The 19,036-nt window shown below is 71.4% G+C and carries 16 protein-coding genes; 10 read left to right on the top strand and 6 right to left on the bottom strand.

From position 1 onward, the window contains the following. Window positions 1-123 precede the first annotated feature (123 nt). The 4 genes from AB0Q90_RS20345 to AB0Q90_RS20330 are packed head-to-tail and all read right to left on the bottom strand — an operon-like array spanning window position 124 to window position 5,761. Complete coding sequence (locus AB0Q90_RS20345) at window positions 124-1,284, bottom strand: acyl-CoA dehydrogenase family protein (protein ID WP_363165560.1); 1,161 nt, start codon at window positions 1,282-1,284, stop codon at window positions 124-126. Between the two features lie 5 nt (window positions 1,285-1,289). Continuing rightward, window positions 1,290-2,219, bottom strand: a complete 930-nt coding sequence (locus AB0Q90_RS20340; protein ID WP_363165558.1) for a hydroxymethylglutaryl-CoA lyase — start codon at window positions 2,217-2,219, stop codon at window positions 1,290-1,292. Then, window positions 2,216-4,138: an acetyl/propionyl/methylcrotonyl-CoA carboxylase subunit alpha gene (locus AB0Q90_RS20335; RefSeq protein WP_363165557.1), complete on the bottom strand. Its 1,923-nt coding sequence runs from the start codon at window positions 4,136-4,138 to the stop codon at window positions 2,216-2,218. Before AB0Q90_RS20335 ends, AB0Q90_RS20340 begins: the two co-directional genes overlap by 4 nt. Window positions 4,139-4,144: 6 nt before the next feature. Beyond that, window positions 4,145-5,761 carry a carboxyl transferase domain-containing protein gene (locus AB0Q90_RS20330; RefSeq protein WP_363165556.1) on the bottom strand — a complete coding sequence of 539 codons (1,617 nt, stop codon included), beginning with the start codon at window positions 5,759-5,761 and terminating at the stop codon, window positions 4,145-4,147. Window positions 5,762-5,848: 87 nt separating this feature from the next. Here AB0Q90_RS20330 and AB0Q90_RS20325 point away from each other — a divergent pair, with 87 nt between their 5' ends. The 4 genes from AB0Q90_RS20325 to AB0Q90_RS20310 all read left to right on the top strand — a co-directional run bounded on the left by AB0Q90_RS20325 (window position 5,849) and on the right by AB0Q90_RS20310 (window position 9,614). Then, complete coding sequence (locus AB0Q90_RS20325; RefSeq protein ID WP_363165555.1) at window positions 5,849-6,448, top strand: TetR/AcrR family transcriptional regulator; 600 nt, start codon at window positions 5,849-5,851, stop codon at window positions 6,446-6,448. 98 nt (window positions 6,449-6,546) lie between these two features. Beyond that, on the top strand, window positions 6,547-7,704 hold the full coding sequence (locus AB0Q90_RS20320; protein ID WP_363165554.1) for an acyl-CoA dehydrogenase family protein: 1,158 nt from the start codon (window positions 6,547-6,549) through the stop codon (window positions 7,702-7,704). 48 nt (window positions 7,705-7,752) lie between these two features. Next, entirely contained in the window at window positions 7,753-8,619 is an 867-nt protein-coding gene (locus AB0Q90_RS20315) for an acyl-CoA thioesterase II (RefSeq protein WP_363165553.1), read from the top strand. Between the two features lie 11 nt (window positions 8,620-8,630). After that, window positions 8,631-9,614 (top strand): cation diffusion facilitator family transporter, encoded by a 984-nt coding sequence (locus AB0Q90_RS20310; RefSeq protein ID WP_363165552.1) that lies wholly within the window; start codon window positions 8,631-8,633, stop codon window positions 9,612-9,614. Here the strand turns inward: AB0Q90_RS20310 and AB0Q90_RS20305 are convergent. Both AB0Q90_RS20305 and AB0Q90_RS20300 read right to left on the bottom strand, forming a co-directional pair. After that, window positions 9,553-10,341, bottom strand: a complete 789-nt coding sequence (locus AB0Q90_RS20305; protein ID WP_363165551.1) for a phosphatase — start codon at window positions 10,339-10,341, stop codon at window positions 9,553-9,555. The genes AB0Q90_RS20310 and AB0Q90_RS20305 overlap by 62 nt on opposite strands. Window positions 10,342-10,415: 74 nt before the next feature. After that, complete coding sequence (locus AB0Q90_RS20300) at window positions 10,416-11,990, bottom strand: PucR family transcriptional regulator ligand-binding domain-containing protein (protein WP_363165550.1); 1,575 nt, start codon at window positions 11,988-11,990, stop codon at window positions 10,416-10,418. A 193-nt stretch (window positions 11,991-12,183) separates the two neighbouring features. Between AB0Q90_RS20300 and AB0Q90_RS20295 the strand changes: the two genes are divergently transcribed. The 6 genes from AB0Q90_RS20295 to AB0Q90_RS20270 all read left to right on the top strand — a co-directional run bounded on the left by AB0Q90_RS20295 (window position 12,184) and on the right by AB0Q90_RS20270 (window position 19,001). Beyond that, complete coding sequence (locus AB0Q90_RS20295) at window positions 12,184-13,644, top strand: sodium:solute symporter (protein ID WP_363165549.1); 1,461 nt, start codon at window positions 12,184-12,186, stop codon at window positions 13,642-13,644. A gap of 54 nt (window positions 13,645-13,698) precedes the next feature. Beyond that, window positions 13,699-14,667, top strand: a complete 969-nt coding sequence (speB, locus tag AB0Q90_RS20290) for an agmatinase (RefSeq protein WP_363165548.1) — start codon at window positions 13,699-13,701, stop codon at window positions 14,665-14,667. After that, window positions 14,664-16,349 (top strand): thiamine pyrophosphate-binding protein, encoded by a 1,686-nt coding sequence (locus AB0Q90_RS20285; RefSeq protein ID WP_363165546.1) that lies wholly within the window; start codon window positions 14,664-14,666, stop codon window positions 16,347-16,349. Before speB ends, AB0Q90_RS20285 begins: the two co-directional genes overlap by 4 nt. Before the next feature lie 96 nt (window positions 16,350-16,445). After that, on the top strand, window positions 16,446-16,931 hold the full coding sequence (locus tag AB0Q90_RS20280; protein WP_363165545.1) for a MarR family winged helix-turn-helix transcriptional regulator: 486 nt from the start codon (window positions 16,446-16,448) through the stop codon (window positions 16,929-16,931). Window positions 16,932-17,028: 97 nt separating this feature from the next. Continuing rightward, complete coding sequence (locus tag AB0Q90_RS20275; RefSeq protein WP_363165544.1) at window positions 17,029-18,522, top strand: MFS transporter; 1,494 nt, start codon at window positions 17,029-17,031, stop codon at window positions 18,520-18,522. Window positions 18,523-18,560: 38 nt separating this feature from the next. Then, the gene (locus AB0Q90_RS20270) at window positions 18,561-19,001 is read left to right on the top strand and encodes a pyridoxamine 5'-phosphate oxidase family protein (protein WP_363165543.1); all 441 of its coding nucleotides are present in this window, start codon (window positions 18,561-18,563) and stop codon (window positions 18,999-19,001) included. Window positions 19,002-19,036 lie beyond the last annotated feature (35 nt).

Genomic DNA, 19,036 nt, shown 5'->3' with positions numbered 1-19,036 from the left:
ACCTGGCGCCGACACCATCAAGCTGTCGCGCGAGCCTGCCACCAGCACCGACACGTCCTCCAAGATCAGCCATGACCAGATCTACAACTGCCGTGTCAGATGTCCCTGTCACATGCCCCCGTACTACGCCGGCAGCCCCAACTCCCTTGCGATCAGCATCCGTTGGACCTCGCTCGTGCCCTCGCCGATTTCGAGGATCTTGGAGTCGCGCCACATTCGGGCCACCGGGTACTCGTTCATGAAGCCGTAGCCGCCGTGGATCTGCGTCGCGTCACGGGCGTTGTCCACCGCGATCGTCGACGAGTACAGCTTGGCGAGCGCCGCCTCCTTCTTGAACGGCTCCCCGGCCACCAGCCGGTACGCCGCGTCGCGCCACGCCAATCGGGCCGTGTGGGCGCGCATCTCCATGTCGGCGAGCTTGAACTGGATGGCCTGGTTGGCGCCGATCGGCTTGCCGAAGGCGTGCCGCTCCCGGGCGTACTTCACCGACTCGTCGACGCAGCCCTGCGCAAGTCCCGTCGCCAGCGCCGCGATCGCGATGCGGCCCTCGTCCAGGATGCGCAGGAACTGGGCGTAGCCCCGGCCCGCCTCGCCCAGCAGGTTGGCCGCCGGGACACGGACGTCGGAGAAGGACAGCTCACGGGTGTCGGAGGCGTTCCAGCCGACCTTGGAGTAGGCCGGCGCGACCGTGAAGCCCGGGGTGCCCGAGGGCACGATGATCGAGGAGATGAGGGGCTTGCCGTCGGGCTTGCGGCCGGTCACGGCCGTGACCGTCACCAGGCCCGTGATGTCCGTGCCCGAGTTGGTGATGAAGCACTTGGTGCCGTTGATCACCCACTCGTCCGTCTCCGGGTCCAGCCGGGCCGTCGTGCGGGTCGCGCCCGCGTCGGAGCCGCCGTCCGGCTCCGTCAGCCCGAACGCGCCGAGCATCTCGCCCGAGCACAGCCGGGGCAGCCAGGTGCGCTTCTGCTCCTCGGTGCCGAACAGGTGGATCGGCATGGCGCCGAGTGAGACCCCGGCCTCCAGGGTGATGGCCACCGAGGAGTCGACGCGGGCCAGTTCCTCCAGCGCCACACCCAGGGCCAGATAGTCGCCGCCCATCCCGCCGTACTCCTCGGGGAACGGCAGTCCGAACAGGCCCATGCGGCCCATCTCCCGCACGATCTCGTACGGGAACTCGTGCCGCTCGTAGAAGTCGCCGATCTTGGGGGCCACGACGTCGTGCGCGAACTCCTCCACCGTGCGGCGCAGTTCTTCGAGCTCTGGGGAGAGCTTGTGGTTCATCGGGGTCACTCCTTGTGGGAGAGGGCTCGTACGGTGCGGGACGGGCTGGGCCGGCCCAGGTGTCCGGCCATCCATGCGCTTGTGGCGACGAGGCGGCCGAGGTCGACTCCGGTGTCGATGCCGAGGCCCTGGAGCATCCACACCAGGTCCTCGGTGGCGAGGTTGCCGGTGGCGGACTTCGCGTAGGGGCAGCCGCCGAGGCCGCCCGCGGAGGCGTCGACCGTGCTGACGCCGTGCTGAAGGGCCGCGAGGGTGTTGGCGAGGGCCTGGCCGTAGGTGTCGTGGAAGTGGACGCCGATGGCGTCGGTGGGCACGCCGTCCCGGTTCAGGGCGGAGAGCAGCTCGCGCACATGGCCCGGGGTCGCGACCCCGATCGTGTCGCCGAGGCTCAGCTCGTCGCAGCCCATGTCCCTGAGCGCCTTGCAGACCCCGACGACCTGCTGGACGGGGACCGCGCCCTCCCAGGGGTCGCCGAAGCACATGGAGAGATAGCCGCGGACGTGCATGCCCTCGGCCTTCGCCCGGGCCACCACCGGCTCGAACATGGCCAGCGCCTCGTCCACCGTCCGGTTGAGGTTGGCCTTGGCGAAGGACTCCGTGGCGCTGGCGAAGACGGCCACGCGCGTGGCGCCCAGGGTGAGCGCCCGGTCCAGGCCGCGTTCGTTCGGCACCAGCACCGGCAGCGCGACCGGGAGGCCGGCGACGAGCGGGAACAGCTGCTCGGCGTCGGCGAGTTGGGGCACCCACTTGGGGTGGACGAAACTGGTCGCCTCGATCGTGGTCAGTCCGGCGTCGGCCAGGCGGCGGACGAACTCCGCCTTTACCTCCGTCGGCACGGTCGCCTTCTCGTTCTGCAGGCCGTCGCGGGCGCCGACCTCGTGGATACGGACGCGGGCGGGCAGGTCCGGGGCCGGTACGACCATGGGGAGCGTCATGGCTGCGCCTCCTCGTGCGGTGCGATCACTGCCAGGACCTGGTCCATGGCGACCGTGCTGCCCGGCGAGACGTCCAGTTCGGCGACCGTGCCCGCGTGCGGGGCGGAGATGACGTGCTCCATCTTCATCGCCTCCACGACCAGCAGGCTCTGACCGGCGGTCACCTCGTCGCCGACCGCGACCTTCACCACGGTCACCGTGCCGGGCATGGGTGCGGTGAGGGATTCGGCGCCGCTCGCTCCGGCGCCCGTGAGCGAGGCCGCCACCGGGTCGTGGTCGCGTACGTGCCAGGCGTCGCCGTCGCGGCCGAGCCAGTCGGCGGCGCGGTGGAAGGTGTGGCGGACGCCGTCGAGGGTGACGGACACGGTCTCGTCGGTGACGGTGTGCGTGCCCTTCGCCTCATGAGTGACGGGTTCGAGTCCCGGCACGCGCAGGGGGAAGCCGACGGTCCTGGCCTGCCCGCCCAGCCGCCAGCCGTTCGGCACCGAGAAGGGATCGGTCCAGCCGCCCGCCCGCGGTTGCAGCGCGTCGAGCCGTACGGCGGCGGCGGCCTCGTAGACCTCCTCGGGCACGTCCGCCGGGACGAGCGAATCCGCCTCCCGCTCCACCAGCCCCGTGTCCAGCTCGCCCGCGACCACGTCCGGATGGGCCAGCAGCCGGCGCAGGAACCCCGCGTTCGTCGGCACGCCCAGCGTGATCGTCTCCGCGAGGGCGGCCCGGAGCTTTCTGAGCGCGGTCGCACGGTCGGGGCCGTATGCGATCACCTTGGACAGCATCGGGTCGTACAGGCTGCCGACCTCGGTGCCCTCGCTCAGCCCCGAGTCGGTGCGCACGCCGGCGCCCTCCGGCTCGCGCAGCCTCAGGACCGTGCCGCCCGACGGCAGGAATCCGCGGGCGGGGTCCTCGGCGCAGATCCGGGCCTCGACGGCGTGCCCGGTGAGCGTGATGTCGTCCTGCGCGAAGGCGAGCGGTTCGCCCGCCGCCACCCGCAGCTGCCACTCCACCAGGTCCAGGCCGGTGATGAGTTCGGTGACCGGGTGCTCCACCTGGAGGCGGGTGTTCATCTCCATGAAGTAGTACGCGGAGGGATCGCCGCCCGGCACGATGAACTCCACCGTGCCCGCGCCCCGGTAGCCGCAGGAGCGCGCCGCCTGGACGGCCGCCTCGCCCATCGAGGCCCGGGTCTCCTCGTCGAGGAGCACGCTCGGCGCCTCCTCGATGATCTTCTGGTGGCGGCGCTGGAGGGAGCACTCGCGCTCGCCCAGGTGCACGACATTGCCGTGACCGTCCGCCAGGACCTGGATCTCGATGTGCCGGGGGCGGTCGATCCACCGCTCCACCAGGAGCGTGTCGTCGCCGAAGGAGGCGCGGGCCTCGCGGCGGGCGGCCGCGATCTCCTCCTCCAGCACGGTCAGGTCCCGCACCAGGCGCATGCCCTTGCCGCCGCCGCCCGCGCTGGGCTTGAGCAGTACGGGGGCGCCCAGCTCACGGGCGGCCTCGGCGAGTTCGGGGTCGCGGCCGCCGGGGACGACGGGGACTCCGGCCGCCTTCACGGTCTCCTTGGCGCGGATCTTGTCGCCCATCAGGGAGATGGCGTCCGCGGGCGGCCCGATGAAGACGAGGCCCGCCTCGGCGCACGCGCGCGCGAAGCCCGCGTTCTCCGCGAGGAAGCCGTAGCCCGGGTGCACGGCCTGGGCGCCGGTGCGGGCGGCGGCCTCCAGGAGCCGCTCGGCGGACAGATAGCTCTCGGCGGCCGGCGCCGGGCCGATCCGCACGGCGGTGTCGGCCTCCCGGACGTGCCGCGCGTCGGCGTCGGCGTCGGAGAAGACGGCCACCGAGCGCACGCCCAGCTGTCGGAGGGTGCGGATGACGCGGACCGCGATCTCGCCCCGGTTGGCGACAAGCACTGTGTCAAACATGGGTCCTCACATCCGGAAGACGCCGAACTGGGGGTCACCCAGCGGGGCGTTGGCGCAGGCGGTCAGGGCCAGACCCAGCACCTGCCGGGTCTCCAGGGGGTCGATGACCCCGTCGTCCCAGAGGCGGGCGGTGGCGTAGTAGGCGTTGCCCTGACGCTCGTACTGTGCGCGGATCGGGGCCTTGAAGGACTCTTCCTCCTCGGCCGGCCAGGCCTCGCCGCGGGCTTCGAGCTGGTCGCGCTTGACGGTGGCGAGGACGGAGGCGGCCTGCTCGCCGCCCATGACGGAGATCTTGGCGCTCGGCCACATCCACAGGAAGCGGGGGGAGTAGGCCCGGCCGCACATGGAGTAGTTGCCCGCGCCGTACGAGCCGCCGACCACGACCGTCAGCTTCGGCACCCGGGTGGTGGCGACGGCGGTGACCATCTTGGCGCCGTGCTTGGCGATGCCGCCGGCCTCGTAGTCCCGGCCGACCATGAACCCGGAGATGTTCTGGAGGAACACCAGCGGGATCCCGCGCTGGTCGCACAGCTCGATGAAGTGGGCGCCCTTCTGGGCGGACTCCGAGAACAGGATGCCGTTGTTGGCGACGATGCCGACCGGGTGGCCGTGGATACGGGCGAAGCCGGTGACGAGGGTCTGTCCGAACTCGGCCTTGAACTCCGCGAACCGGGAGCCGTCGACCACGCGCGCGATGACCTCGCGTACGTCGTAGGGGGTGCGGGAGTCGACGGGTACGGCGCCGTAGAGCCCGGCCGGGTCGACCTTCGGCTCGGCCGCCGTCTGCACCTGCCAGGGCAGCGATCCGCGCGCGGGGAGGGTGGAGACGATCGTCCGGACGATCCGCAGGGCGTGCGCGTCGTCCTCCGCGAGATGGTCGGTGACGCCCGACACGCGCGAGTGGACCTCGCCGCCGCCCAGCTCCTCGGCGGTGACGACCTCGCCGGTGGCCGCCTTCACCAGCGGGGGGCCGCCGAGGAAGATCGTGCCCTGGTTGCGGACGATCACGGCCTCGTCGCTCATGGCGGGGACGTACGCCCCACCGGCCGTGCACGAACCGAGGACGGCCGCGATCTGCGGGATCCCGGCGCCGGACATCCGGGCCTGGTTGTAGAAGATCCGCCCGAAGTGCTCGCGGTCGGGGAAGACCTCGTCCTGCATGGGCAGGAAGGCGCCCCCGGAGTCGACCAGGTAGAGACACGGAAGCCGGTTCTCCAGGGCGACCTCCTGGGCGCGGAGGTGCTTCTTGACGGTCATCGGGTAGTACGTGCCGCCCTTGACGGTGGCGTCGTTGGCGACGATCACGCACTCGCGCCCGCTGACCCGGCCGATTCCGGCGATCACCCCGGCCGCCGGGGCCTGGCCGTCGTAGAGCCCGTCGGCGGCGAGGGGCGCCAGCTCCAGGAAGGGCGAACCGGGGTCGAGGAGGGTGTCGACACGGTCGCGCGGGAGCAGCTTCCCGCGCGCGGTGTGCCGGGCGCGCGCCTTCTCGCCACCGCCGAGCCGGGCGGCGGCGAGCTTGCCGCGCAGCTCCTCGACGAGCGCGCGGTGGGCCTCCTCATTGGCCTGCCAGGCCTCCGACGCGGGGTCTGCCGCGCTGTGAAGCTCCGGTGCCTCGAACATCCTGCGGGTCCCCTCACCTTGTTAATGAGCGTTAACGCATTTCCTTCAGGTTAACGAGCGCTAACCTCCCTGTCTAGAATTGCTTCCATGGCCACCAGAACCGACGCCCCCACCCGCCGCGAGCAGATCCTCAAGGAGGCCGCTCGACTCTTCGCCGAGCGCGGCTTCCACGGCGTCGGCGTGGACGAGATAGGCGCCGCTGTCGGCATCAGCGGACCCGGGCTCTACCGACACTTCGCGGGCAAGGACGCGATGCTGGCGGAGCTGCTGGTAGGGATCAGCGGCCAGCTGCTGACCGGCGCGAAGCGGCGCCTGGCCGAGGCCGACGGGTCGGGTCCGGACGAGGTCCTGGACTCCCTCATCGAGGGCCACATCGACTTCGCGCTCGACGACCGCCCCCTGATCACCCTGCACGACCGCGAGCTGGACCGCCTCCGCGACAGCGACCGCAAGCTGGTCCGCCAGCTCCAGCGGCAGTACGTCGAGCTGTGGGTGGAGGTGGTCCGTGAGGTCTACCCCGAGCTCGCGGAGCCGACGGCCCGCTCGGCGGTGCACTCCGTCTTCGGCCTGCTCAACTCCACCCCGCACCTGGGCCGCCCCGGCTCCCTGCCCGGCCGGGGCGCCACGGCGCAGCTGCTGCACCGGATGGCTCGCGGAGCCTTCGCCGCCGCGAGCGGCGAGGCGTGACGAGCGTTACGGGACTGATCCTCTGGACGCCTGTGGATACTCGCCGGTACGGTTGAGTGAGCAAGCGCTTAGAAAGTCGTAGCTGGAGGAGGTCGGCCGTGCGCCGTACTGTGTTCAACGAGGACCACGAGGCGTTCCGGGAGACCATCCGCGCCTTCATCGAGGCCGAGGTCGTACCCGTGTACGACGAGTGGTTCGCGGCGGGCCAGGCCCCGCGCGACTTCTACCACCAGCTCGGCGAGCTGGGCATCTTCGGCATCAACGTGCCCGAGGAGTTCGGCGGCGCCGGCCTGGACACGCACAAGTTCGAGGCCGTGCTCTACGAGGAGACCGCGCGCGCGGGCGTCCAGTTCGGCGGCTCCGGCGTGCACGTCCTGCTCGCCCTGCCCTACCTCAAGATGCTCGGCAGCGACGAGCAGAAGAAGCGCTTCCTGCCGAAGTTCGTCTCCGGCGAGGAGATGTGGGCGCTGGCGATGACCGAGCCGGGCACCGGCTCCGACCTCGCGGGCATGAAGACCACCGCCAAGCTCTCCGAGGACGGCACGCACTACGTCCTCAACGGCGCCAAGACCTTCATCACCGGCGGCGTCCACGCCGACCGCGTGATCGTGTGCGCCCGCACCGCCGCGCCCACGGCCGAGGACCGCCGCCACGGCATCTCCCTGTTCGCCGTGGACACCAAGTCCGAGGGCTACTCCATCGGCCGCAAGCTCGACAAGCTCGGCCTGAAGACCTCCGACACCGCCGAGCTGGCCTTCGTCGACGTCAAGGTCCCCGTCGAGGACCTGCTCGGCGAGGAGAACAAGGGCTTCTACTACCTCGGCCACAACCTCGCCTCCGAGCGCTGGGGCATCGCCTTCGGCGCCTACGCGCAGGCCAAGGCCGCGATCCGGTTCGCCAAGGAGTACGTCCAGGAGCGCACCGTCTTCGGCAAGCCCGTCGCCTCCTTCCAGAACACCAAGTTCGAGCTGGCCGCCTGCCAGGCCGAGGTGGACGCGGCCGAGGCCGTCGTCGACCGGGCCACCGAGGCCCTGGACGCCGGTGAGCTCACCGCCGCCGAGGCCGCCAGCGCCAAGCTGTTCTGCACCGAGGTCGCGCACCGCGTCATCGACCGCTGCCTCCAGCTGCACGGCGGCTACGGCTTCATGAACGAGTACCCGATCGCCCGCCTGTACGCGGACAACCGCGTCAACCGCATCTACGGCGGCACCAGCGAGATCATGAAGTCGATCATCGCCAAGGACATGGGTCTGTAAGGTCCCGGAAATCACTGGCCGATACAACCAGTTGTTCAATCGGTTGCCATGAACCAGGCACTACAGGATCTCCTCGATCTGCTCGACCTGGAGCAGATCGAGGAGAACATCTTCCGCGGCCGGTCCCGGTCCGCCGTCGTCCCGCGCGTCTTCGGCGGACAGGTGGCGGCCCAGGCACTCGTCGCCGCCGGACGGACGGTCCCCGAGGACCGCCTCGCCCACTCCCTCCACGCGTACTTCCTGCGCATGGGCGACCCGGGCGCGCCCATCGTCTACACCGTCGACCGCATGAACGACGGCCGCTCCTTCACGGCGCGCCGCGTCGTCGCGGTCCAGCACGGGCAGCCGATCTTCGCCCTCTCCGCCTCCTTCCAGAAGCCGGAGGAGGGCTTCGAGCACCAGAGCGCGATGCCCGACGCCCCCGACCCCGCCACCCTCCCCACCTCCGAGGAACGGCTGAGCGGCTACGGCCATCTCGACCCCGGCGTCGTCGAACGGTTCCTGGAGGCCCGCGCCGCCGTGGACCTGCGCTACGTCGACGAACCGCCCTACGGCAAGTTCGGCGAGCCGCGCGAACCGCACTCCCAGGTCTGGTTCCGCGCCAACGGCAAGCTCGGCGACGACCCCCTCCTGCACGTCGTCCTCGCCACCTACGTCTCCGACATGACCCTCCTCGACTCGATCCTGCTCGCCCACGGGCGCGGCGGATGGGCCGTGGGCGATGTCGTGGGCGCCTCCCTCGACCACGCGATGTGGTTCCACCGCCCCTTCCGCGCCGACGAATGGCTGCTGTACGACCAGGAGTCCCCGTCGGCCTCCGCGGGCCGCGGCCTGGGCCAGGCCCGCATCTACACGCAGGACGGCCGGCTCGCCATCACGGTCATCCAGGAAGGCGTGGTCCGCAGCCCTCGGTGACACTGAGGACCATGAGCGCAGCGGCGGACGACGGCGGCGGCGAGAGCACCTTCACGGTGATCGTCGCCGCCGTCGCCAATCTCGGGATCGCGGCCGCCAAGGCCGTCGCCGGCGTCGTCAGCGGATCCAGCGCGATGCTCTCCGAGGCCGCGCACTCGGTCGCCGACACGGTCACCGAGGTACTGCTCCTGACCGCCCTCAAACGCAGCGAGAAGCCCGCCGACGAGGACCACCCCCTCGGCCACGGCCCCGAACGCTACGTTTGGGCGCTGCTGGCCGCCGTCGCCACCTTCGTCGGCGGCGCCGTCTTCTCCCTCTACGACGGCATCCACACCCTGGCCGAGGGCGAGGAACTCGGCGACCCGCTCGTCTCGTACGTCGTCCTCGCCGTCGCCTTCCTGCTGGAGGGCTACTCCCTGCGCACGGGCCTACGGCAGGCGCGCGGCGAGGCCGCCCGCTTCGAGGCGCCGTTCCGCACCTATCTGCGCCACACCCCGGACACCGCCGTGAAGGCCGTCGTCCTGGAGGACTCCGCGGCGCTGATCGGCCTGCTGCTCGCCGCGGGCGGGCTGCTCGGCGGGCAGCTCACCGGTTCGGGCGTGTGGGACGGCATCGCCTCGCTGCTCATCGGCCTGCTGCTGCTCTGCGTGGCCTGGGTGCTCGGCCGGTCCAACGCCGAGCTGCTGATCGGCCGCCCGCTCCCCAGGGCGATGCGGGAGCGGATCCGGGCCGAGCTGCTGGTCGTGGACGAGATCGAGGCCGTACTGGAGCTGACGACGCTGGTGCAGGGCCCGCGCGAGGTTCTCGTGGCCGCGAAGGTCGACTTCCGGGACGTCTCCACGGCGGCCCAGGTCGAGTGGGCCTGCGAGCGGGCGGAGGAGCGGTTGCGGGCGGCGTTCCCGGCGGTGCGCCGGGTCTACCTGGACCCGACGCCTACGCCAGACCCGCCTCCGCCAGCAGATACGCCGTCAGCGGGTCGTAGTAGCGCGGGCTGAGGACGTGGTCGTCGAGCGGGACCGCGACCTGGAGGGTGCCCTCGGACTCGGCGAGGAAGAGGGCAGGGTCGTTGCAGTCGGCGTAACCGACCGAGTCCAGGCCGTGCTGACCGGCGTAGCCCGCCCAGCCGTGGTCGGCGACGACCAGGTCGGGCAGCGGGGCGCCGAGCCGCTCCAGCGCGGTGAGGATGGCCCGCATCGGCTCGCCCGAGTGGGTGTGCCACAGCGTGGCGCCGTGCTCCAGCACCGCCACGTCCGCGAACTGCATGACGTACCCCTCGTCCGTCTGCAGCCCGTCCGGGATGACCACGATCTCGCAGCCGGCCGTGCGCAGGGCGGCGGCGGTGGCGCGGTGCACGTCGAGCAGGCCGCCGGGGTGACCGGTGGCGAACAGCACCCGCTGACCGCCGTCGGCCGCCTTGCGCAGCCGGCCTGCCATCCGCTGCAGGGCGTCGACCGTCAGCTCGGGGTCGATGCTGTCCTGGCCGAAGCGGTACTCGGGGTCGTCGTTCACGCCGACGCGCTCCGCCATCACCGCGAGCACGTCCTGCTCGTCGGTCCAGCGGTCGCCGAGCTCCAGGCCGAGCCAGAAGTTGCGGTCGCCGTTCGCGAGCTTGCGGTAGTGGGAGAGGTTGTTCTCGCGGGGGGTCGCCACGGCGCCCGCTATACGGGTTCTGACGAGGTGTTCGACGAGCTCGGCGCGGCTGGGTGTCCCGGGTATCGGCATGTGTCCCATTGTGGGGCAGACCCCTGTGGGCGTGCCGGGTGTCCCGGACGCTGGGACGTGGGTCACTCGGCAGTTCACTCACGCAGGGCGAACCACAGCTCCATGCGTACGTCGGGGTCGTCGAGGTCGGTGTCCAACAGCGCCGCGCAACGGGCGATGCGCTGCCGCACGGTGTTGCGGTGCACGGAGAGCGCGACGGCGGTGCGGTCCCAACTGCCGTGCAGCGACAGCCAGGTGCGCAGCGTGTCGACGAGTGCGGGGGAGTCGGCGACCGGCGCGAGCAGGGCACGCGCGTGTGCCTCGGCCTCGTCGTGCGGGACCAGATCGGTGAGGGCGGCGCGGGCGTGGTGGCGGACCAGCGGGGAGCGGGTGGCCCGGGCGCGGGCCAGGGCGCGGGCCGCCTGGGTGTCGGCCGTCGGCCACGCGTCCGGTTGCGCGGCATCGCTGACGCCCAGGGTCCAGCCGGGCTGGGGGGTGGGTTCGCGGCCGACGGGGACGAGGACGCGTACGACGTCCTCGGCCAGGTCCACGAGGGGGGAGCCGAGCGCGGTGCCGAGGGCGGAGGCGGCGATGGGGTCGGGGGCGGTGGGGGTCTTGGTGGCGGGATGGGCGTGCACGACGTGCCAGGCGCCTTGGCCGAGGAGGGGGGCCACGTCCTGAGGGGCGGCCCCCAGAAGGAGCCGTACGAGCGCGGAGGAACGGGCCGCGCCCGTGCCGCTGTGCTGTTCGCCGGTGAGGAGGGAGAGGAGTACGGCGGCGACGGAGGCGATGGTGTGGGCGGCGGGGTCGCGGTGGGGGGTGGCTACGCCCAGGACGAAGCCGGGGGTGGGGGCGAGGGCGTAGGTGGCCAGGTGGGTGTCGGGGGTGGTGTCTGTGGCGGTGCGGGTGGGCTGGGGCTGAGGTGGGGGCGGGTGGCGCAGCCCGGCGCTGCGGGGTGCCGCTTTCTGTGGGACGGGCGCCGCCCCAGCGGCACGATTGCCCGCGGCTGCGGGGGAGGCGGCGGCTGCCGGTCGTACTACCCCCGCCAGATCCCCCAGCGCCGTCCTCGCCTCGCCCCCCGGCTCCCTGCCCCCCTCCGCGAGCTCCGTGCCGTCCGGTCCGTACAGCACGGCCCAGCCGCCTACCCGCTGGGCGAGCTGGCGTAGTACCGAAGGCACCGCGTCCGGGCGGGACGCTGCTGCGGCCAGGCTTTGCTGGGCCTCGGTGACTCGGCGGAGTTCGGCCAGGCGGGCCTGGGCCATCAGTTGCCAGACCGCGCGGGCCACGCCCGAGAAGGTGGTCTGCGGCGGCACCTCCAGCAGCGGCAGGTCGTACGCCTCGCAGGCCGCGACCAGCGCGCGCGGGACCGTGTCGTGCACCGGCGCCAGGCCGAAACCGAGGGCCGCGCCGCCCGCCGCGACGATCCGGGAGACGTAGTCGTCGAAGTACGTTCCCGAGCCCGCCGCCTCGGGGATGTGGACGCCCGCCGTCAGCAGCAGCTCGCCACCGAGCAGGTACGGGTACGGGTCCGCCATCTCCGACGTGTGCGCCCAGTGGATCACGATGTCCGGGTCGGCCGGGCCCGCGATCAGGCGCAGGGCCAGGTCCTCGCGGGCCAGGAGCGCCGACAGCGGTACCGGTGGGGTGGGTGGGACAGCCGGATCCGGCATGGTGTGCGGAACCTCCACTGCGTACGGCCTCAATGGATGAAACGTACACTTCGCAGTCGCTTTCCGGCCACCTACTGTCAGTCCAGACCGGCAGCCGCGGGTACGGGCGGATGTCCCCGCGATCCGCTGCCGGCGTCCCCACCCATGCATCTGCACGACACGCCACCGGATGTGCGCGAAGGAGGGCCCCAACATGGCCGTCGACTACACAGTGATCGTCGTCTATCTGGCCGGCATGCTGGCCATGGGCTGGTGGGGCATGCGCCGCGCCAAGTCCAAGAGCGAGTTCCTGGTGGCGGGGCGGCGCCTCGGGCCCGCCATGTACTCCGGCACCATGGCCGCGATCGTCCTCGGCGGCGCGTCCACCATCGGCGGTGTGGGTCTCGGCTACCAGTACGGGCTGTCCGGCGCGTGGATGGTCTTCACGATCGGCCTCGGGCTCCTCGCCCTGTCCGTCTTCTTTTCCGCCCGCATCGCCCGGCTGAAGGTCTACACCGTCTCCGAGATGCTCGACCTCCGCTACGGCGGCCGGGCCGGCGTCATCTCCGGCGTCGTCATGTGGGCGTACACCCTCATGCTCGCCGTCACCTCGACGATCGCCTACGCCACCATCTTCGACGTGCTCTTCGACATGAACCGCACGCTCGCGATCGTGCTCGGCGGCTCGATCGTCGTCGCGTACTCGACGCTCGGCGGCATGTGGTCGATCACCCTCACCGACATGGTGCAGTTCGTGGTGAAGACCATCGGGGTGCTTCTGCTGCTTCTGCCCATCGCCGTCGTCAAAGCCGGCGGGTTCAGTGAGATGAAGGCCGAGCTGCCCACCGAGTACTTCGACCCGCTGGGCATCGGCGGCGAGACGATCTTCACCTACGTGCTCATCTACACCTTCGGCATGCTCATCGGGCAGGACATCTGGCAGCGCGTCTTCACCGCGCGCAGCGACAGGACCGCCAAGTGGGGCGGCACGGTGGCCGGAACCTACTGCCTCGTCTACGCCCTCGCCGGCGCCGTCATCGGCACGGCCGCCAAGGTCCTCTACCCGAACCTGGCCAACGCCGACGACGCCTTCGCCACCATCGTCAAGGACGAACTCCCCGTCGGCGTACGGGGGTTGGTCCTGGCCGCAGCGCTCGCGGCCGTGATGTCGACGTCCTCCGGCGCGCTCATCGCCTGCGCCACCGTCGCCAACAACGACATCTGGTCGCGGCTGCGGGGCATCGTCGGACCGGGGCGCGAGGAGCACGACGAGGTCAAGGGCAACCGCGCCTTCATCCTGATCATGGGCGTCGGTGTCATCGTCACCGCGATCGCGCTGAACAACGTCGTCGAGGCCCTCACCGTCGCCTACAACCTCCTCGTCGGCGGCCTCCTCGTCCCGATCCTCGGCGGGCTGCTGTGGAAGCGCGGCACCGTCCAGGGCGCCCTCGCCTCGGTCGTCGTGGGCGGCCTCGCGGTCGTCGGGCTGATGGCGACGTACGGCATCCTCGCCAATGAACCCGTCTACTACGGCCTGCTGTCTTCCCTTGCGGCCTACATCGCCGTCTCCTTGGTGACAGAGCCCACCGACGCCGCCGTCCTCGCCGCCTGGCGCGAGCGCCTCGCCGGGCGCACCCCCGAACTCGTGTCCGAACCGGTCCCGGCTCACCAGTAGAGTCGAGGGCAGATGTACATACGCGACGAAGCGTAGGAAAGAAGGCAGTTTTCCATGAGCAGCAACGAGACGCCCCGCGGCCCCGTCGACTCCTCCCGCATCCCGAGGTACGCCGGACCCGCGACCTTCGCCCGGCTCCCGCGCCTGGACGAGGTCGGCACCGCCGACGTCGCCGTGGTCGGCGTGCCCTTCGACTCGGGCGTCTCGTACCGGCCGGGCGCCCGCTTCGGCGGCAACGCCATCCGCGAGGCGTCCCGGCTGCTGCGCCCCTACAACCCCGCGCAGGACGCCTCCCCGTTCGCCCTCGCGCAGGTGGCCGACGGCGGCGACATCGCCGTCAACCCGTTCAACATCAACGAGGCCGTCGAGACCATCGAGGCCGCCGCCGACGACCTGCTCGGCACCGGCGCCCGCCTGATGACCCTGGGCGGCGACCACACCATCGCGCTGCCGCTGCTGCGCTCGGTCGCGAAGAAGCACGGCCCGGTCGCCCTGCTCCACTTCGACGCCCACCTCGACACCTGGGACACGTACTTCGGCGCGGAGTACACCCACGGCACCCCCTTCCGCCGCGCGGTGGAGGAGGGCATCCTCGACACCTCCGCCCTCTCCCACGTCGGCACCCGCGGCCCGCTCTACGGCAAGCAGGACCTCACCGACGACGAGAAGATGGGCTTCGGCATCGTCACGTCCTCCGACGTCTACCGCCGCGGCGCCGACGAGATCGCCGACCAGCTGCGCCAGCGCATCGGCGACCGCCCGCTGTACATCTCCATCGACATCGACTGCCTCGACCCGGCCCACGCTCCCGGCACCGGCACCCCGGAGGCGGGCGGCATGACCTCCCGCGAGCTGCTGGAGATCCTGCGCGGCCTCGCCTCCTGCAACCTGGTCTCGGCGGACGTCGTCGAGGTGGCGCCCGCGTACGATCACGCCGAGATCACCTCGGTGGCCGCGTCGCACACCGCGTACGAACTGACCACGATCATGTCCCGCCAGATTGCAGAGGCTCGTTCGAAGTGACCCACGACCACGACCTGGTGCTCCGTCCGACGCCCGCGCAGGTTTCGGCAGCCCTGAATCCTCCCCCGGGCCGCAACGGCGGAGACCTGGTCGTGGAGACGCTGGCCGGGCTCGGCGCGACGACGGTCTTCGGCCTGCCCGGCCAGCACGCCCTCGGCATGTTCGACGCGCTACGGCGCTCCGACCTGAGGTACATCGGTCTGCGCGTGGAGAACAACGCCGGTTTCGCGGCCGACGCGTACGGCCGGATCACGGGCGAGGCGGCCCCCCTGCTGCTGTCGACGGGCCCCGGAGCCCTGACCTCCCTGGCCGCCCTCCAGGAGGCGGCGGCGGCTTCGGCCCCCGTCCTGGCGATCAGCAGCCAGGTCCCGACGGCGGGCCTGGGCGGCGGCCGCCACGGCTACCTGCACGAACTCCCCGACCAGGCGGCCTCGTTCCGGGGCGTGGTGAAGTCCGTCCACACGGTCCGCACCCAGTCCCAGATCCCCTCCGCGATCGAGGCGGCCTGGAAGTCGGCGCTGACCGCCCCGCACGGCCCGGTGTGGGTGGAGATCCCGCAGGACGTGCTGCTCGCCGAGACGACGATCCCGGTGGTCACGGGCGGCGACGCGTTCCCCGAGGAACTGCCGCCACGCCCCGAACTGACGGCGGTGGCCGCTGACTTGCTTTCCACGGCCACCCGCCCGGCGATCATCGCGGGCGGCGGAGTGGTACGCGCGGACGCAAGCGGCAAGCTGCGCCAACTCGCCGAACTGCTCCAGGCGCCGGTCGTCACGACCCCCGGCGGCAAGGGCGCGTTCCCGTGGACGCATCCGCTGTCCCTCCAGTCGTGGCTGGAGGACCGGTACACGACGGACTTCCTGGAGGACGCCGACGTACTGCTGGTGGTCGGCTCGGGCCTCGGCGAACTCTCCTCCAACTACCACACGTTCAAGCCGCGCGGCCGGGTGATCCAGATCGAGGCGGACCTCGGCAAACTGGAGTCGAACCATCCGGCGCTGGGCATCCACGCGGACGCACGCCTCGCCCTCCAGGCGCTGCTGGAAACGGTGTCGAAGCGGGAGGATCCGACGGCCCCGGGGCGGGTGCGGGAGCTGCTGGGCCGGGTGCGTGACCGTATCGCGTCCCAGGAACTCACCCTGGAACAAGAGGTGTTGGCCTCGGTCCGCAAGGCCCTGCCCGCCGACTCCCCGTCCTTCTGGGACATGACGATCCTCGCCTACTGGGCCTGGTCCGCCTTCGACGCCAAGGGCCCCAACCACATGCACTCGGCCCAGGGCGCCGGCGGCCTCGGCTACGGCTTCCCGGCGGCGCTGGGCGCGGCGGCCGCGGACCCGACGCGCCCGGTCCTCGCCGTCTCCGGCGACGGCGGAGCCCTGTACTCCATCGCCGAACTGGCCACGGCCAAGCAGTACGACCTCCCGGTGACCTGGCTGATCATCGACGACGGCGGCTACGGCATCCTCCGCGAGTACATGACGGACGCCTTCGGCCAGCCGACGGCGACCGAACTGACCCGCCCGGACTACGTGGCCCTGGCCGAGTCCTTCGGCGTCCCGGGGGTCCGCACGACCCCCGAGACCCTGGAGTCCGACCTGGCGAAGGCGCTGGGCGAGCCCGGGCCTTCGGTGGTCGTGCTCCCGGCGGTGCTGAGGATGTTCGCGCCGACGCACCTGGGCTGAAGCGGTGGCGCCGGCCGGGCGGTGCGGTCCGGGCGGGCCCGATTAAGGTCTCTTCTGGATAATCTGTCTCGGATCGAATTGTTCTACGCTGGTGGCATGACCGCCATGACGCCCGCTCGCACCGAACCGGACCTGTCGTTCCTCCTCGACCACACCAGTCACGTCCTGCGGAGCAAGATGTCCGCCGCTCTCGCCGAGATCGGCCTGACCGCACGCATGCACTGTGTGCTGGTCCATGCCCTGGAGGAGGAGCGCACTCAGGCCCAGCTCGCCGAGATCGGCGACATGGACAAGACCACGATGGTGGTGACGGTGGACGCCCTGGAGAAGGCGGGGCTGGCCGAGCGTCGCCCTTCCAGTACGGACCGGCGGGCCCGGATCATCGCCGTCACCGACGAGGGTGCCCGGATCGCCGGGCAGAGCCAGAAGATTGTCGACCGCGTGCATCGCGACGCCCTGGCCGCGCTCCCCGAGGGGGATCGGGAGGCCCTCCTGCGGACCCTGCGCAACCTGGTCGACGACGGTCTGGCGACCCCTGCCGAGGCCCCGCGCGCCGCGCGCCGGGCGCGTCAGTCCGGGTAGGCCCGCACGCGCAACAAAGTAGGACCGAAAAAAATAGTCTGCAACGAAACCATCTGCTACGGTCTCTCCTGTCGTCCCAACTGACAGGAGAGACCGCATGTTTGCCGCATCCGGCTCAGCGTCGTCGCCCGCTTCTTCCGCCACCCCGCGCTTGCGCCGGCTCGCCCTCGGAGTCCTCGCCACCGGGATGCTGATGATCATCCTCGACGGCTCCATCGTGACCGTGGCGATGCCGGCCATCCAGAACGATCTGGGCTTCACCCCGGCCGGTCTCAGCTGGGTCGTCAACGCCTACCTCATCGCCTTCGGCAGCCTGCTCCTGCTGGCCGGCCGGCTCGGCGACCTGATCGGCCGCAGGCGCATGTTCCTGTCCGGCACCGCCGTCTTCACCGCCGCCTCGCTCCTGGCCGGCGTTGCGGCCTCGCCCGTCGTGCTGATCGCCGCCCGCTTCCTCCAGGGCGTCGGCAGCGCGATGGCCTCCGCCGTCAGTCTCGGCATCCTCGTGACGCTGTTCACCGAACCCAGGGAGCGCGCCAAGGCCATCGCCGTCTTCAGCTTCACCGGCGCGGCGGGCGCGTCCATCGGCCAGGTCCTCGGCGGCGTACTCACCGACGCACTGAACTGGCACTGGATCTTCTTCATCAACCTGCCGATCGGGCTCGCCACCCTCGCGATCGCCGTACGCGTCCTGCCCGGTGACCGCGGCCTCGGCCTCAGGGCGGGCGCGGACGTCCTCGGCGCCACCCTGGTCACCGCGGGCCTGATGCTCGGCATCTACACCGTCGTCAAGGTCGAGTCGTACGGCTGGACCTCGGTGCGCACCCTCGGCTTCGGCGCCCTCGCCGCCGTACTGCTCGCCGCGTTCCTCGTCCGTCAGGCCACCGCGAAGAACCCGCTGATGCCGCTGCGGATCTTCCGCTCGCGCAGCGTCTCCGGCGCCAACCTGGTGCAGATCCTGATGGTCGCCGCGCTCTTCTCCTTCCAGATCCTCGTCGCCCTCTACCTCCAGAACGTGCTCGGATACGGCGCCGCCGAGACCGGCCTCGCGATGCTCCCGGCAGCCGCCGTGATCGGTGCGGTCTCTCTGGGAGTCTCCGCCCGCCTCAACGCCCGCTTCGGTGAGCGCAACGTCCTGCTGGCGGGCATCGTGCTCCTCATCGGCGTCCTCGGCCTCCTCACCCGCCTTCCCGTACAGGCCGGTTACGCCGTCGACCTCCTCCCGGTCATGCTGCTCGCCGCGGGCTTCGGCCTCGCGCTGCCGGCGCTCACCGCACTCGGTATGTCCGGCGCGAACGAGGAGGACGCCGGTCTCGCGTCCGGCCTGTTCAACACCACGCAGCAGATCGGCATGGCCCTGGGCGTGGCGGTCCTGTCCACCCTGGCCGCCTCCCGCACCGAGAGCCTCGCGGCGGACGGCCGGACGGCGGCCGAGGCCCTGACCGGCGGCTACCGCCTCGCCTTCGCGGTGGGCGCGGGACTCCTGGTCATCGCCTTCGCCGTCGCCTTCACGATGCTGCGCCGCCCCGAGCGGCAGGCCGCCCAGGAGCCCGCGGCCGATGCGCCGGCTCCCGCCCACGCCGCGGCCGTCTGACCCGGCCTCCCGCCCCGACCACCGAAGGGTTGATCCCCATGAGCGAGCTCACCGCCACCGAGACCACCACCGGCACCACCAAGAACGACGGCCCGGCCCCTCGGGCGCTCACCGACCAGGAGCTCTCCCGCCTGTTGAGCCAGCAGCAGTTCGGCGTACTCGCGAGCGTCAGGAGTACCGGCCACCCGCACCTGTCGACCGTCCTCTACGACTGGAACGCCGAGGAGCGCGTACTGCGGGTCTCCTCCACCGCCGACCGCCTCAAGGTCCGCCAGCTGCGCCGCGACCCGCACACCTCACTGCACGTCAGCGGCCCGGACGTCTGGTCGTTCGCCGTGGCGGAGGGCGAGGCGGAGATAGTGGACCCGGCCGACGAGGCGGCCCCCGGCGAGCAGCCGCTGCCCGACCGGCGCGTGGTGATCCTGATCCGGGTTTCCCGCCTGTACGGGACCGCCCTGGACATCCCCGCCCAGGACTGAGGATTCAACGCAAAAATCCGGGTTGGACCCCCTGA

The organism is Streptomyces sp. NPDC079141, from assembly GCF_040686775.1.
In the GTDB taxonomy this organism is placed as follows: Bacteria; Actinomycetota; Actinomycetes; order Streptomycetales; family Streptomycetaceae; genus Streptomyces.
This window is presented reverse-complemented; position numbering and strand designations above follow the sequence as displayed.

Bases quoted from the DNA above. Each gene is read 5' to 3' on its own strand.
- AB0Q90_RS20315 (WP_363165553.1), top strand. From the start codon at position 7,753: ATGAACCAGGCACTACAGGATCTCCTCGATCTGCTCGACCTGGAGCAG.
- AB0Q90_RS20305 (WP_363165551.1), bottom strand. From the start codon at position 10,341: ATGCCGATACCCGGGACACCCAGCCGCGCCGAGCTCGTCGAACACCTC.
- AB0Q90_RS20330 (WP_363165556.1), bottom strand. From the start codon at position 5,761: ATGTTCGAGGCACCGGAGCTTCACAGCGCGGCAGACCCCGCGTCGGAG.
- AB0Q90_RS20275 (WP_363165544.1), top strand. From the start codon at position 17,029: ATGTTTGCCGCATCCGGCTCAGCGTCGTCGCCCGCTTCTTCCGCCACC.
- AB0Q90_RS20270 (WP_363165543.1), top strand. From the start codon at position 18,561: ATGAGCGAGCTCACCGCCACCGAGACCACCACCGGCACCACCAAGAAC.
- speB (WP_363165548.1), top strand. From the start codon at position 13,699: ATGAGCAGCAACGAGACGCCCCGCGGCCCCGTCGACTCCTCCCGCATC.
- AB0Q90_RS20280 (WP_363165545.1), top strand. From the start codon at position 16,446: ATGACCGCCATGACGCCCGCTCGCACCGAACCGGACCTGTCGTTCCTC.
- AB0Q90_RS20340 (WP_363165558.1), bottom strand. From the start codon at position 2,219: ATGACGCTCCCCATGGTCGTACCGGCCCCGGACCTGCCCGCCCGCGTC.
- AB0Q90_RS20295 (WP_363165549.1), top strand. From the start codon at position 12,184: ATGGCCGTCGACTACACAGTGATCGTCGTCTATCTGGCCGGCATGCTG.
- AB0Q90_RS20345 (WP_363165560.1), bottom strand. From the start codon at position 1,284: ATGAACCACAAGCTCTCCCCAGAGCTCGAAGAACTGCGCCGCACGGTG.
- AB0Q90_RS20300 (WP_363165550.1), bottom strand. From the start codon at position 11,990: ATGCCGGATCCGGCTGTCCCACCCACCCCACCGGTACCGCTGTCGGCG.
- AB0Q90_RS20310 (WP_363165552.1), top strand. From the start codon at position 8,631: ATGAGCGCAGCGGCGGACGACGGCGGCGGCGAGAGCACCTTCACGGTG.
- AB0Q90_RS20325 (WP_363165555.1), top strand. From the start codon at position 5,849: ATGGCCACCAGAACCGACGCCCCCACCCGCCGCGAGCAGATCCTCAAG.
- AB0Q90_RS20335 (WP_363165557.1), bottom strand. From the start codon at position 4,138: ATGTTTGACACAGTGCTTGTCGCCAACCGGGGCGAGATCGCGGTCCGC.